11 protein-coding genes are annotated in these 13,615 nt (G+C 70.2%); 9 read left to right on the top strand and 2 right to left on the bottom strand.

Annotated features, from left to right (window positions below; genetic code table 11):
* Positions 1-16 precede the first annotated feature (16 nt).
* The 6 genes from K8625_RS30285 to K8625_RS30260 all read left to right on the top strand — a co-directional run bounded on the left by K8625_RS30285 (position 17) and on the right by K8625_RS30260 (position 7,037).
* On the top strand, positions 17-1,249 hold the full coding sequence (locus K8625_RS30285; RefSeq protein ID WP_194869556.1) for a LysM peptidoglycan-binding domain-containing protein: 1,233 nt from the start codon (positions 17-19) through the stop codon (positions 1,247-1,249).
* A gap of 135 nt (positions 1,250-1,384) precedes the next feature.
* Entirely contained in the window at positions 1,385-2,506 is a 1,122-nt protein-coding gene (locus K8625_RS30280) for a DNA-processing protein DprA (RefSeq protein WP_223784670.1), read from the top strand.
* 11 nt (positions 2,507-2,517) lie between these two features.
* Positions 2,518-5,094: a type I DNA topoisomerase gene (topA, locus tag K8625_RS30275; RefSeq protein WP_223751771.1), complete on the top strand. Its 2,577-nt coding sequence runs from the start codon at positions 2,518-2,520 to the stop codon at positions 5,092-5,094.
* A gap of 75 nt (positions 5,095-5,169) precedes the next feature.
* Positions 5,170-5,910 (top strand): MotA/TolQ/ExbB proton channel family protein, encoded by a 741-nt coding sequence (locus tag K8625_RS30270; protein ID WP_223784669.1) that lies wholly within the window; start codon positions 5,170-5,172, stop codon positions 5,908-5,910.
* A 20-nt stretch (positions 5,911-5,930) separates the two neighbouring features.
* A complete protein-coding gene (locus tag K8625_RS30265; RefSeq protein ID WP_074957437.1) occupies positions 5,931-6,452 on the top strand; it encodes a biopolymer transporter ExbD in 522 nt (173 codons plus the stop codon).
* 3 nt (positions 6,453-6,455) lie between these two features.
* Positions 6,456-7,037 carry a biopolymer transporter ExbD gene (locus tag K8625_RS30260; protein ID WP_223784668.1) on the top strand — a complete coding sequence of 194 codons (582 nt, stop codon included), beginning with the start codon at positions 6,456-6,458 and terminating at the stop codon, positions 7,035-7,037.
* 57 nt (positions 7,038-7,094) lie between these two features.
* Here K8625_RS30260 and K8625_RS30255 read toward each other — a convergent pair whose 3' ends face one another.
* A complete protein-coding gene (locus K8625_RS30255; protein WP_141329652.1) occupies positions 7,095-7,481 on the bottom strand; it encodes a TraR/DksA C4-type zinc finger protein in 387 nt (128 codons plus the stop codon).
* Between the two features lie 286 nt (positions 7,482-7,767).
* On the opposite strand from K8625_RS30255, the gene trmFO reads away from it, so the two are divergent.
* Both trmFO and K8625_RS30245 read left to right on the top strand, forming a co-directional pair.
* Positions 7,768-9,141, top strand: coding sequence for a methylenetetrahydrofolate--tRNA-(uracil(54)-C(5))-methyltransferase (FADH(2)-oxidizing) TrmFO (gene trmFO / locus K8625_RS30250; protein ID WP_223784667.1), 1,374 nt, complete (start codon positions 7,768-7,770; stop codon positions 9,139-9,141).
* The gene (locus K8625_RS30245; protein ID WP_223784666.1) at positions 9,138-10,796 is read left to right on the top strand and encodes a gliding motility protein; all 1,659 of its coding nucleotides are present in this window, start codon (positions 9,138-9,140) and stop codon (positions 10,794-10,796) included. The genes trmFO and K8625_RS30245 overlap by 4 nt, the downstream gene beginning before the upstream one ends.
* Positions 10,797-10,814: 18 nt before the next feature.
* Here the strand turns inward: K8625_RS30245 and K8625_RS30240 are convergent, their stop codons facing one another.
* On the bottom strand, positions 10,815-11,126 hold the full coding sequence (locus K8625_RS30240; RefSeq protein ID WP_223751767.1) for a hypothetical protein: 312 nt from the start codon (positions 11,124-11,126) through the stop codon (positions 10,815-10,817).
* 194 nt (positions 11,127-11,320) lie between these two features.
* Here K8625_RS30240 and K8625_RS30235 point away from each other — a divergent pair, with 194 nt between their 5' ends.
* Positions 11,321-13,588, top strand: coding sequence for a kinesin (locus K8625_RS30235; RefSeq protein WP_223784665.1), 2,268 nt, complete (start codon positions 11,321-11,323; stop codon positions 13,586-13,588).
* Positions 13,589-13,615 lie beyond the last annotated feature (27 nt).

The raw sequence follows: 13,615 nt of genomic DNA, 5'->3' as shown, positions 1-13,615 counted from the left end.
GAAAGGAAGTCGTGCGATGCGCTCCCGGATCCTCACCTCGCTGATGTTGAGCCTCGCCGTCGCCCCCGCCTGGAGCGCGCTCGCGCAGCAGGAGGGTGGCGAGCAGGACGACACGGAGGCTGGCGGAGAGACTGAAGGCGCCGACGTCATGGACGAGGCCCCCGAGCCTCCTTCCGGCGGCACCACCGTGCAGCTGCCCCCGGGCGCGCCCAGGGGCCGCGAGAGCGCGCCGGGCACCGTCCACACGGTGCAGGAGGGCGACACGCTGTGGGACCTGTCCCAGCGCTACCTGGACAGCCCCTGGTACTGGCCGAAGGTCTGGTCCTACAACCCGGAGATCGCCAACCCGCATTGGATCTACCCGGGCAACCAGGTGCGCTTCTTCGGCTCCGGCGAGGAGGTCCCCCAGCGCGTGGAGACCGAGCAGGACCCCGGGGACGTGGTCGCGCCCACGGAGCTCGCCGACAACACCGTCACCGTGACGGGGAAGATCGGCTACGACGTGTCCTCGTCGCGCCCCGTGACGACGCAGGGCTTCGTGACGCCGCGTGAGCTGGACGAGGCGGGCCGCATCGAGGGCTCGCCCAACGGCGCGCACATGCTGTCCTTCCCGGACAACGTCTACGTGCGCTTCAAGCGCAAGGCGGACGCGAAGGTGGGCGACCGCTACGTCGTGTTCCACACCACGCAGGCGGTGCACCACCCGCGCACGGGCGCCAAGCTGGGCTACCTGACGGACTTCGCGGGCACGCTGCGCGTGGTGCGCGTGGACAAGGGCCTGGTGACGGCGCAGATCGTCGACACCTGGGACGGCATCGAGCGCGGCTTCCTGGTGGGCCCCTACGGCGAGAAGCTCACCGAGCGCGTGGCCCCGCGTCCGAACACGAACTCCAAGGACCTCAACGCCACGGTCATCACCTCGCTGGTGCCGTACCTGACGCTCCTGGGCGAGCACAACACCATCGTCCTGGACAAGGGCAGCGCGGACGGCGTGCAGCTGGGCAACACCTTCGTCATCCTGCGCCAGGGGGATCCGGCGCGCGCGGTGCTGGGCAAGAAGGTCGTGCCGGCCCAGTCGGAGGCGGACAAGGCGCTGCCCTGGGAGCGCATCGGCACGTGCATGGTGACCGAGGTGAAGGAGCGCACGAACAACTGCCTCATGATGAACTCCCTGGAAGAGGTCTCCACGGGAGATCGCGCGCTCATGCGTCCGAGCGGCGCCGCGCCGGCGACCAGCGCCAGCCGCTGAGTCCGGCAGGAAAAGTGCATCCCCCTCCACGCCGGAGGGGTTGAGTGCTTGACCGGTGGCGGCCCGGTGTTTATGTGTCGCGCCCCTCCCAGGGGACCCATCTTCTATATAGGTGGGTCTCGAGTGGGGGTCGGTATGGCGGACGCTGAGACGGACAGCCTCACGGCGGAGCAGCAGGCGTGCCTGGCGCTCTGGGCCGTTCCCGGCCTGGGGCCGAGGACGCTGGTCGCCCTGCGCGCGTTCGCCGACGGTCGCCTGGCGCCCCTGGCCTCGACTCCTGTACGGGACTGGGTGTCCGACGCGCCGGTTTCCCCACAGGTCCGCCAGAGGCTGGCGGCGGTGGCGGGGCTGCCGGCCGTGGCGGAGCGACTCCTGGACCTGTGTCGGACGAGTGGCACGCGGGTGGCGTTCGCCGACGAGCGGGCCTACCCGGAGCGGCTGCGGGACGTGGAGGACGCGCCGCCGCTGCTGTTCTTCCGGGGCCAGCCGGGCCCCCCGCGCCGGCGGGTGGCGATGGTGGGCAGCCGGCGTCCGGACCAGGGCTTCCTGCCGTTCGCCCGCTCGCTGGCCCGTCAGGTGGCCGAGGGCGGGGTGGGGGTGGTCTCCGGAGCGGCGGCGGGCGTGGACCGGGCGTGTCACTGGGGCGCGCTGGATGCGGGAGGGGAGACCTGGGCGTTCCTGGGGTCGGCGCTGGACGCGTTGGACCCGGCGCAGGCCCGCCTGCTGCCCCACTTCCTGGAGCGGGGTGGGGTGTTCTTCAGCGAGCTGCCGCCTGGGGTCCGGGCGAGCACCACGACGTTCCCCCGGCGCAACCGCCTCATCTCCGGCGCATCGGATGCGGTCCTGGTGGTGAGGGCGGGGGCGGAGTCGGGGAGTCTGTACACGGCCCGGGCGGGGCGGGCGCAGGGACGGCCCGTCCTCGCGATGCCCGGGGACGTGCGGCAGGAGGGGGCGGCGGGCTGCAACGCGCTGTTGCGAGAGGGCCACGCGAGCGCGTGCCTGGACGTGAAGGACGTCTGGCGGGCGGTGGGTGTTGACCCTGGGTGGATGGTGGCGCCGGGCAGGGAGGATTGCTGGGCCCGGCTCTCCGCGGAAGCACGCGGGGCCTATGCGGTGTTGGACCGGATTCCCCGGACGTTCGACGAGGTGCTGGCCGGGAGCACCCTCACGCCGGCCGCGCTGGTGAGCGCGCTGGTGGAGCTGGAGATGACGGGGCTGGTCCTCCAGCACCCGGGCAGGTTGTACGAGAAGCTCTAGGTAGGAGAGTCATGGCCACGCGGACGAAGAAGAAGGCGGAAGAGACCGAGGCGACCGAGGAGAAGGCGCCCCGCAAGGCAGCCGGCAAGGCGGCCGGTCGCACCGCCGCCAAGAAGAAGCCTGCGGCCAAGAAGGCCGCGGCGAAGAAGACGGCCGCCCGTCGGCGCGCGACGAAGAAGGGTGACGACGACGCGCTGCCCTCCGTGGAGGCGGATGCGGAGGAGGAGGCCACGCCGCGCGGCAAGGGGCCGCACTACCTGGTCGTCGTGGAGTCGCCCGCGAAGGCGAAGACCATCAAGAAGTACCTGGGCTCCGGCTACACGGTGAAGGCCTCCGTGGGGCACGTGAAGGACCTGCCCAAGAGCAAGATCGGCGTCGACGTCGAGCACGACTTCCAGCCCGAGTACGAGGTCATCAAGGGCAAGGAGAAGGTGCTCAACGAGCTGAAGAAGATGGCGAAGTCCGCCGACAAGGTCTTCCTGGCCACGGACCCCGACCGCGAGGGCGAGGCCATTGCGTGGCACATCAAGGAAGAGCTGGCGCACCCGGACGCGATGCGGGTGACCTTCAACGAAATCACCAAGAAGGCCATCCAGGAAGCCATCGCCCAGCCGCGCGAGCTGAACCAGGACAACTACGACTCGCAGCAGACGCGCCGCATCCTGGACCGTCTGGTGGGCTATCAGATCTCCCCGCTGCTCTGGCAGAAGATCCGCCGGGGCCTGTCCGCCGGCCGCGTGCAGTCGGTCGCGGTGCGGCTCATCGTGGAGCGCGAGGCGGAGATCAAGGCCTTCGTCCCCGAGGAGTACTGGACGCTGGACGCGCTCCTGGAGGGCCCGTCCGGCCCGCCGCCGTTCAAGGCCAAGCTGTCCAAGGTGGACGGCAAGAAGGTGGAGCTGAAGGACCGCGTCAACACGGAGGCGCTCGTCGCCGAGCTGCAGGGCGCCGCCTTCAACGTGGCCAAGGTGGACCGCCGCGAGCGCCGCCGCAACGCGCCCGCGCCCTTCATCACGTCCAAGCTCCAGCAGGAGGCGGCCAACCGGCTGTCCTTCACCGCGAAGAAGACGATGACGCTGGCCCAGAAGCTCTACGAGGGCGTGCCCCTCGGCGAGGAGGGCCAGACGGCGCTCATCACGTACATGCGCACGGACTCCACGCGTCTGTCGGACGACGCCGTGAAGCAGGTGCGGGAGATGATCGGCACGAAGTACGGCGCGGAGTACCTGCCCGAGGAGCCGGTGGTCTACAAGTCGCGCAAGAGCGCGCAGGACGCCCACGAGGCCATCCGCCCCACGTCGCTGGAGTACCCGCCAGAGCGGGTGCGCCCGTTCTTCGACGCGATGGACGAGCAGGACATGTTCCGGCTCTACGAGCTCATCTGGAACCGCTTCGTGGCGTGCCAGATGAAGCCCGCCGTCTACGACCAGACGAGCGCGGACATCGCCGCGGGCCGGGCCACGTTCCGCGCCTCCGGCAGCACGCTGAAGTTCCCCGGCTACCTCGCGGTGTACGGCGCGGGCCTGACGCCGGAGGAGGAGGCGGAGAAGGAGAAGGCCAAGGCCGCCGGTGACGAGAGCGCGGACGGCGCCGACGCGGTGGGCGACCTGCCGGTGCTCAACGACGGCGACAAGCTGGGGCTGCAGAAGCTCGTGCACGAGCAGCACTTCACCCAGCCGCCCCCGCGCTTCAGCGAGGCCACGCTGGTGAAGGAGCTGGAGGAGAAGGGCATCGGCCGGCCGTCCACGTACGCGGCCATCCTCTCCACCATCCAGGACAAGAAGTACGTGGAGAAGCTGGAGAGCCGCTTCCGGCCCACGGACCTGGGGCAGATGACGAACGAGATGCTCGTCAAGCACTTCCCCCACGAGCTGGACGTCACCTTCACGGCGACGATGGAGGAGAAGCTCGATCAGATCTCCGAGGGAGGCGCCAAGTGGGTGGCGGTGCTGCGCGACTTCTACGGGCCCTTCAAGGACACGCTCGAGAAGGCGAAGGCGGAGATGCGCGACGTCAAGCGCGAGGAGATCAAGACCGACATCGCCTGTGAGAAGTGCGGCAACCACTTCGTCATCAAGTTCGGGAAGATGGGGCACTTCCTCGCCTGCTCGAACTACCCGGACTGCAAGAACACCAAGGACTTCAAGCGGGACGCCGAGGGGAAGATCGTCATCGTCGAGGAGGAGACGACGGACGAGCTGTGCGAGAAGTGCGGCAAGCCCATGGTCATCAAGCGCGGCCGCTTCGGGCGCTTCATGGCGTGCTCGGGCTATCCGGACTGCAAGACGTCCAAGCCCATCTCCATCGGCGTCAACTGCCCGGAGTGCAAGCAGGGCTACCTGACGGAGCGCCGCAGCGGCCGGGGGAAGATCTTCTTCGGCTGCAACCGGTACCCGGACTGCCGCTTCGCCGCCTGGGACCGGCCGCTCGCCGAGTCCTGCCCCCAGTGCGCCTCGCCGTACCTGCTGCAGAAGTTCTCCAAGCGGGACGGGGCGTACATCTCCTGCCCCAACAAGGAGTGCGACTACCGGCGGGAGGTCGCGGAGCAGCCGGGCGTCCCCACGGACCCGGGGACCAGCTCGGCTGCCTGAAAACCCAAGTGTTTACAGGGGGCTGGCCCGTCCGTGGCTTGACAGCTTCGGCGGGCCCGCCCTACAACCCGGCCAATGATTTCCTCGGTGGTCAGCGAGTGGCTGGTCAACGCGAGCCTCGCGGCCGCGGACGCCGGCAAGCTGGGTGTCACGGACTCCGTCATCAAGTTCTTCAAGGATGGCGGTCCGTTCATGTTCGTGAACCTGTTCTGGCTGGCGTGCGCGCTGGCGGTGGCCACCGAGCGCATCGTCACGCTGGTGTTCCGCTACAACCTGAACCCCGCGCCCTTCATGGAGCAGATCTCCAAGCTGGTGCGCAGCGGCAACCTGGACCGGGCGGTGAAGGTCTGCGCCATGGCGCCCAACGCGCCGCTGGCGAAGGTCATCCGCGCGGGGCTGGTGAACGCCAACCGGGGTGAGATCGAGGTGGCCAAGGGCGTGGAGGAGGCCATCGTCGAGTACAGCCCGCACGTGACGAAGCGCATCCCCTGGCTGTGGTCCCTGGCGAACATCGCCACGCTGGTGGGCCTGGTGGGCACCATCTTCGGCCTCATCGGGACCTTCCAGGCGCTGGGCAATGTGCCGGCGGAGCAGAAGCAGGTGCTCCTGTCGGAGGGCATCTCCAAGGCGATGAACAACACGGCCTTCGCGCTCTCCATCGCGGTGCTGTGCATCGTGTTCCACCTGTTCCTGACGTCGTACGCCAAGGGCATGGTGGAGAGCCTGGAGCTGCACGCGCTGAAGCTGGAGAACCTGCTGTCGCGGCGCGGCGGCGTGGACCCGGCGGCCACGGAGCTCGAGGCTCGCGCGTCGTAGCGCGGGCGGAGCGCGCGTCCATGGCGTTCTACTACTCCCGCCGCAAGCTGAAGGTCCGCGAGGAAGAGGAGTCGGGCGAGCTGAACGTCGTCCCGTACCTCGACATCCTCATGAACCTCATCATCTTCATGCTGCTGTCGATCACCGGCCTGGCCTCGTTCGGCATCCTGAACGTGAGCGCGCCGGCGTACGGCCCTCCGTCGGCGGGCATGACGCAGGAGTCGGCGAGCGACGAGCCGAAGCTGACCTTGTCGGTGCTCATCTCGCGCAAGGGTCACTTCGTCAGCAGCGAGAACGCCATCCTCGGCGAGGCCGGGGCGCCCACGGTGCCCACCCGCGCCGACGGTGACTTCGACTACGCCGCGCTCAACGCGTGGATGGTGAAGATCAAGTCGGAGTTCCCCAAGGAGACCAAGGTCATCGTCGGCGCGGACGCGGACATCCCCTACGACGCGCTCATCCAGACGATGGACGCCATCCGCGAGGAGCAGGGCGCCCAGCGCCGCCTGCTGTTCCCCGACGTCACGCTGGCGGGGACCTGAGCCATGGCCGAGACGCTGCCGCACGTGCCGGAGGTCGTCGACGAGGAGGCCCTCGCGCGGCTGCGCTACCGCCGGGCCCTGGCGCGCAAGAAGCGCAAGGAGCGCGAGGCGGCGGGGGAGATCAAGGAGCTGAACATCACCGCGATGATGGACATGATGACCATCCTCCTGGTGTTCCTGCTCAAGTCCTTCGCCTCGTCCTCCGCGGCGGTGACGGCGTCCGAGGACGTGCGTCCCCCCGTGTCCACCACGCGCGCGACGCCCCGGGACACGGTGGCCGTCACGATCACCCCCAAGAGCATCCTCGTGGGCGAGCGCGAGGTGCTGCGGCTGGTGAACGGTCAGCTCCCGGTCGAGGCCCTCCAGGGCCGGCTGGTGCTCCCGCTCGACGCGCGCCTGAAGAAGGAAGTGGAGAAGCTCAAGTACATCGCGGAGCGCAATCCGCAGGCGCCCTTCAGCCAGGAGCTGTCCGTCATCGCGGACCGCAAGGTGCCGTACGACATGCTCCTGAGCGTGCTCTACACGGCGGGACAGAACGAGCTGGAGAACTACCGCTTCGTCGTCCTCAAGAAGGACGGAGACTGAAGGCGCCCCCTGGCGTGAGTCAGGGAGCGCCCGGCCCGTGTCCGTGTCCCGCGTCGCCTAGAGGGACGGCGTGGCGTAGTGGCCGCCGCGCATCTCCTGCTCGTGCGCGGTGGCGTCCTCCTCGCAGCGGATGGCGAAGGGCAGGGCCTCCAGGCGCTCCTTGGAGATCTCCTGGCCGCAGTCCACGCACTCGCCGAAGACGCCCATGTCCATGCGCCGCAGCGCGGCGTCGATGAGCATGATTTCACGCCGCTGGGCCTCCATCAGGCTGGACAGGGTGTAGTCCGCCAGCTCCGACTGGGCCTGCTCCTCGTATTCGGGGTCGCGCTCCTGCTCCTTGAGCGCCGTCAGCTCGCGGTGCGCGCCGTCGCTCGTGGTGAGGATTTCCCGCCTGCGGCGCTGGAGTATCTCGCGTACCCTCAGCAAGTCTTGGGCTCGGCTCATGATGGGCCTCGTCTTCGTGGATGCTGCTTCGAGTGCGTCTTGCGCTCGCTCGGAAGCACGCGGCCCCGAGCGACGAACGCGAGAAACGTAGGGGTGCAACCCAGGTGCGGAAACCGCGCCTTCCAACGGGGGGCAAAGGTGGCTCGGGGGGCGGGCGGGCGGACACGGCGGCCTGTCCCCGACGACGGGTTGACGCTCCTGGATTCACGGTCGGGACAGGGCGTGCCAGTCCTGCTAACTGTTGGCTGACGGGCACGCGCGCGTGGGCGCTCCCGGGAGGACGCGGATGTCGGACGTGAAGCAGCGGGTGACGGTGATTGGCGGCGGTCTCGCGGGCACGGAGTGCGCGTACCAGCTCGCCCGCAGGGGCGTGCCGGTGGTGCTGCGCGAGATGAAGCCCCACAAGCGCTCGCCAGCGCACAAGTCGGATTCGCTCGCGGAGCTGGTGTGCAGCAACTCGCTGCGCTCGGACAACCCGGAGAGCGCCATCGGCCTGCTGCACGCGGAGCTGCGGGATTTGGGCTCGGTGGTGCTGTCGAGCGCGGATGCGCACCGGGTGCCCGCGGGCGACGCGCTGGCGGTGGAGCGCGAGGGGTTCTCCCTGGCCATCACCCAGGCGCTGAGGAACTCCGGCGGCGTGGAGCTGGTGGCGGGCGAGGTGGAGACGCTGCCCGAGGAGGGCCCCGTGGTGGTGGCCACCGGGCCGCTGACGTCCGATGCCCTGACGCGCGAGCTGGAGCGGCACGTGGGGCAGAAGCTCTATTTCTACGACTCCATCGCCCCCATCCTGTCGGCGGACTCCATCGACCTGACGGTGGCCTTCCGGCAGAGCCGCTATGGCAAGGGCGGCGGGGACGACTACCTGAACCTGCCGATGAACCGCGAGGAGTACTACCGGTTCATCGCGGAGCTGAAGGCGGGCCAGAAGGTGGTTCCGCACAGTTTCGAGGAACCGAAATACTTCGAAGGCTGTCTGCCCATCGAGGTGATGGCGGAACGCGGCGACGACACGCTGGCCTACGGGCCGATGAAGCCGGTGGGGCTGAGGGACCCGCGCACGGGCAAGGAGCCCCATGCCGTGGTGCAGCTGCGCATGGAGGACCGCGCGGGCACCGCGTGGAACATGGTGGGCTTCCAGACGCGCCTGACGTGGGGGGAGCAGAAGCGCATCTTCACCACCTGCATCCCGGGCCTGCAGAACGCGGACTTCCTGCGGATGGGGCAGATCCACCGCAACACGTTCATCGACTCGCCGCGCCTGTTGTCGAGCGACCTGTCGCTCAAGAGCGAGCCCCGGGTGTTCTTCGCGGGGCAGGTGTCGGGCGTGGAGGGGTACGTGGAGAGCGCGGCGTGCGGCTATCTGGTGGCGCTGGCGCTGCATGCGCGGCTGAGCGGCAAGCCGTGGGTTCCGCCCCCGGCGACGACGGCGCTGGGCGCGCTGTTCCGTCATGTGACGGGCGAAGCGCACCCGCCGGACTACCCGCATCAGCCCTCCAACATCATCTTCGGCCTCTTCCCGCCGCTGACGGGGCGGATGAAGAAGGCGGAGAAGCGCGTGGCGTATTCGGCCCGCGCGAGGACGGACCTGGCGGCGTGGCTGCCACACGCGGGTGTCCCGGCATCGGGCGCCCCGGAGCACGAGGAGCAGAGGAGCGCATGATTCGGCCGAGGCTGGGACGACTTCTGGGCGCGGGGCTGGTCGCCTCGCTCGTGGTGGCTGGCGGCGGATGCAAGAAGAGCGAGGACGCGAAGCCGGCGGGGAGCCCGTCGGCCGCCACTCCCTCGGCGGCGGCGCCGAGCGCGCCCGCCGCGCCGAGCCCCTCCGGGCGGGCTCCGGCGGGCGCGGGGCAGGGGCTGCTGCTGGACGCGGGCCGCGCGGCGGACCTGCGGCTCACGTCGGATGGGCGCTTCGCCACGTACCTGATGAACGGGCAGAAGCCCCGGCTGGACGGCGTGCCGCCGCAGATGCTGCTGGGCGAGCTGCGCGTGGTGCCGGTGGAGGGAGGGGAGCCTCGCAAGCTGGGCGACAGCGTGACGAACGTGCCGGGCGGGCTCTTGTTCTCGGCCGACTCGCGCCACGCGCTGTACATCACCGGCTACAACCCGGCCTCGCAGTCGGGCACGCTCAACGTGGCGACGCTCGACGACGCGAAGGCGGAGCCGGCGGTGCTCGGCACGGCCGTCAGCTACATGCTGCCCTCGCCGGATGGAACGAAGGTGGCGTTCGTCGACGGCGGCAAGCTGAAGCTGGGGCCGCTGCCCGCGGGGCCCTTCGTCGACGTGGCGGCCGAGGTGAGCACGGCGCAGTTCACCGCCGACGGCAAGGCGCTCCTGTTCAAGCGGCGGCTGTCCGCGGCGGGCGGACTGGCGGTCGTCACCGTGGACAAGCCGGAGGCCGCGCCGCGCAAGCTGGCGGACCAGGTGGGCGACTACTCGGTGTCGCCGGATGGCCAGCGCGTGGCCTTCCAGGTGCGCAGCGAGTCCGTGCGCGGGCTCTATGACCTCTACCTGGCGGAGCTGCCCGCGGAGAAGCCGAAGCGGCTGGCCGTCGCGTCGCAGTCGTTCGGCTTCTCTCCGGACGGCAAGTGGCTGGCGCGCTCGGAGAACGGCAAGCCGGACGTGCCGGGAGACTTGTACGTGGGCCCCGCGGCGGGCGGCCCGGGCCGCAAGGTGGGCGAGCGCGTGGAGACCTTCGCCTTCTCGCCGGACTCGCAGGCGGTGGGCTTCCTGGACAAGTACGACGTGACGGCGCGCGCGGGGTTGATGGCGGTGGCGTCGCTGCCGGACGGCGCGCCCAAGCGGGTGGGGGACCGGGTGCCCAACTTCGTGTGGGGCTCGGACGCGCGCTACGTGGCGTTCCTCTCGCGCTTCCTCAAGCCCGAGTACTCGGTGGACCTGATGCTCTATCCGCTGGGCGCGGAGAAGGCGGAGAAGGTGCACCGGGGCGTGTTCGGCTACGGCTTCATGCCGGGCAACGGCCAGGTGGTGTTCCGCTCGAACTGCATCCGCAACGGCCGCGCGTGTGACTTCAAGGCGCTGGAGCTGCCCCAGAAGGCCGAGCCGCAGACGTGGCTCCAGGGCATCTTCAGCTACAAGCTGTCCACGGATGGCAAGCGCGTGCTGGCCACGTACGCCCGCATGGACTCGGACACGTACGACATCGCCGTGTACGACGCGAAGACGCAGGCGCGAAAGCCGCTGGACCAGGGCGTCCAGGTGCCCGTGTACTTCGGCGGCAAGGAGGACTCGCGCGCCGTCTACATCATCGCGCAGGGGCCCAAGGCGGGCGTCTACAGCGTGAGCGCGCTGCCCTGACCCGGAGGACCTCGGGACTCACCGGAGCGTGAGCTGGAAGCTCACGCCTCCGTCCCCGATGCTGAAGCCCGCGTGCGGGCCGAAGGCGAGCACGGAGAAGAGCGCCACGCCCAGGCATGCGAGCACCACCTTGTGGCCGGTGCGCAGCGAGTGGAAGAAGGTCGTCTCGTAGTTGGCGCCCACGAAGCGCAGCGCGAAGAAGAACCCCACGGGCAGCAGTGGGGTGTCGTTCACCGTGAACCAGAGACTGGAGAGCGCGAGCAGCTGGAAGTAGCGCTTGCGGCTCAGGTGGAAACGGTCGTCGTACTCGGTGGTGGCGGCGGTGTGCATCGGCTCCCTCGCGGAGGTGAAGCGGTGTGCCGCCGACGGGTGCAGGGGCCTCGCCAGCGGGAGGCACGTCGTTCCGATGGCTTGGCCCGCGCCGTCGTCCTGGCCCGGAGACACCGGGTCCGGGATGACAACCCAGGAGTCCCTCGCTCGGTGTCGCCCGAGGGTCCTCGGGTGTGCTTAGGTCCGCGGCGCGCATGACTTCGACTCCGCTCACGTATCGCCGCTATGGCGGCTCGCTCCAGGTCGACATCCCCACCTTCGACGTGCTCGTGGAGGCCTCGCGCATCCCCGAGACGCAGTGGATTGCCACGGCGTGCCCGTTGGAGGGCTTGAGCTGTGACCCGGCCTTCCTCAAGTTCCTCGACACGGATGGCAATGGCCGTGTCCGCGTGGCGGAGGTCCGCAGCGCGGTGGACTGGGCCGCTCGACACCTGAAGGACCGGCGCGGCGCGGACGCGAGCAGCGACGTGCTGGAGCTCAACGCGCTGTCCTCGGAGGGGGCCCCGCTGCGGAGCGCGGCGGAGATGATCCTGCGCACCGTGGGCGCGGCGGACACGGGCCGAATCTCCCTGGCCCAGGTCCGCGCCAGCGACGAGGCGCTGCGCAAGGCGGGGCAGAACGGCGACGGCATCATCGCCCCGGATCGGCTGCCGGAGTCCCTGCGTCCGCTCGCCCGCGACATCATGGCGTCCTTCCCCGAGGTGAAGAACCGCGCGGGGGAGGCGGGCGTCGACAAGCCCATGCTCCAGCGCTTCCGCGACGAGCGTCAGGCGCTGCTCACGCACCTGGGCAAGCGCGGCGACGTCTTCGTCTGGGGCGAGGAGAGCGAGGCGCGCGCGAAGCGCATCCGCGAGGTGGCGCCGCTCCTGGACGCGTACTTCCTGCAGTGCCGGCTCGTCGCCGCGCAGCCCGAGGCGGCGGCGGCCCTGCGGCTGCGCGCGGAGCGGGTGGAGGGCGCGCTCGGTGACACGGCCGCGCTGGGCAAGGCCGCGGGCGACCTGCCGATTGCTCCTCCCGACGCGGCGGGTGTGCTCGAGTGGTCGCGCCTCTTGCGCGGCCCCGCGTACGAGCAGCTCCAGGCGTTCCGTCGCGACGTCGCGGCGCCGCTGACGGGGGACCCGGAGCGCCTGACGGACACGGCGTGGCGCGAGCTGGTGGCGAAGGCGGACGCGGTGCTCGCGTGGTTCGCGACGCGCGACGCGAGCCCCCTGCACAAGCTGGCCGGCTCGCTGGAGACGGTGTCGCTCGCGGACGTGGATGCGCTCGACGCCGCGAGCCAGGCGGACCTCGCGCTGGCGCCCACGCTCGCGTCCATCATCGAGCTGGAGCGGCTGGTGCTCTACCAGCGCTGGCTGCTGGTGTTCGCCAACAACTTCATCAGCATGCCCAACCTGTACCTGCCCAAGGCCCCGGCGCTGATGGAGCGCGGGACGCTCATCCTCGGCGGGCGCAAGTACACGCTGTCGGTGCTCGCCAAGAACCGCGCCGAGCACGCCGCGCTGACGAGCCAGGGCACCACGTGCATCCTCTACGTGATGGTCGCGCCCAAGGACGGCACGCCCGGCTACGAGGTGGCGGTGCCCGTCACGCGCGGCCGCAGCACGGACCTGGTCGTGGGCAAGCGCGGCGTCTTCTACGACGTGGACGACCAGGAGCACGACGCCACGGTCACGCACGTCATCCGTCAGCCCGTGTCGCTGTGGGAGTCGATGACCATGCCCTTCACGCGCATGGCCGGCTTCATCACCAGCAAGGTGGAGGGCATGGCCACCGCGGGCGAGAAGACCTTCGACGCGACGCTGGAGGAGGGCTACGCGAAGACGGTGGCCGCGGCCCCATCCCCCACCGCGCCCCCGGCTCCGGCCACGGCGGCGCCCGCTCCCGCTCCCGCGGCGGCGCCTGGCGGGCTCGCGGGGGTCATCGCGGCCGGCAGCATCGCGGCCGCGGCGCTCGGCTCCTCGTTCGCGTTCATCGTCTCGCAGGTGAAGTCTCTGACGCTGGGGGACGTCATCACGGCCGCGTCGCTCATCGCCATCGCCGTGATGGCGCCGGCGGGGCTGCTCGGCTGGCTGAAGCTGCGTCGGCGCAACCTGGCGCTGCTGCTGGAGGGCTCCGGCTGGGCGCTCAATGATCGGCTGATGCTCACGCGCGGGCTGTCCACGCTGGTGACGCGCCGGCCCCGACTGCCCAAGGGCGCGCGCGTGGACCACCGAGACATGGTCCGCCCGGCGCTGCTCGCCCAGCAGGACGAGGATGGCGAGCAGGAGGGGCTGTCCTGGTGGTCCCGCCTGGGGCTCGCGGCGCTGGTGCTGTTCATCCTGCTCTGGCAGGTGCGCAACCCCATCCTCACCTGGATGTGCCAGAAGGCCTGGCTGTCGGACGCCACGTGCGTGGCGCTGCTGCCCACGCCTCCCGTCGCGCCGGTCGTCGTGCCCACCGCCCCGGCCGTGCCGACGAAGTAGGGGTTTCGTGGGGCCCGGAATCTTGCG

The organism is Myxococcus sp. AS-1-15 (assembly GCF_020037055.1).
Lineage (GTDB): Bacteria > Myxococcota > Myxococcia > Myxococcales > Myxococcaceae > Myxococcus > Myxococcus fulvus.
Note: the sequence above shows the minus strand (reverse complement) of the source record. Positions and strands in the feature narration are given on the sequence as shown.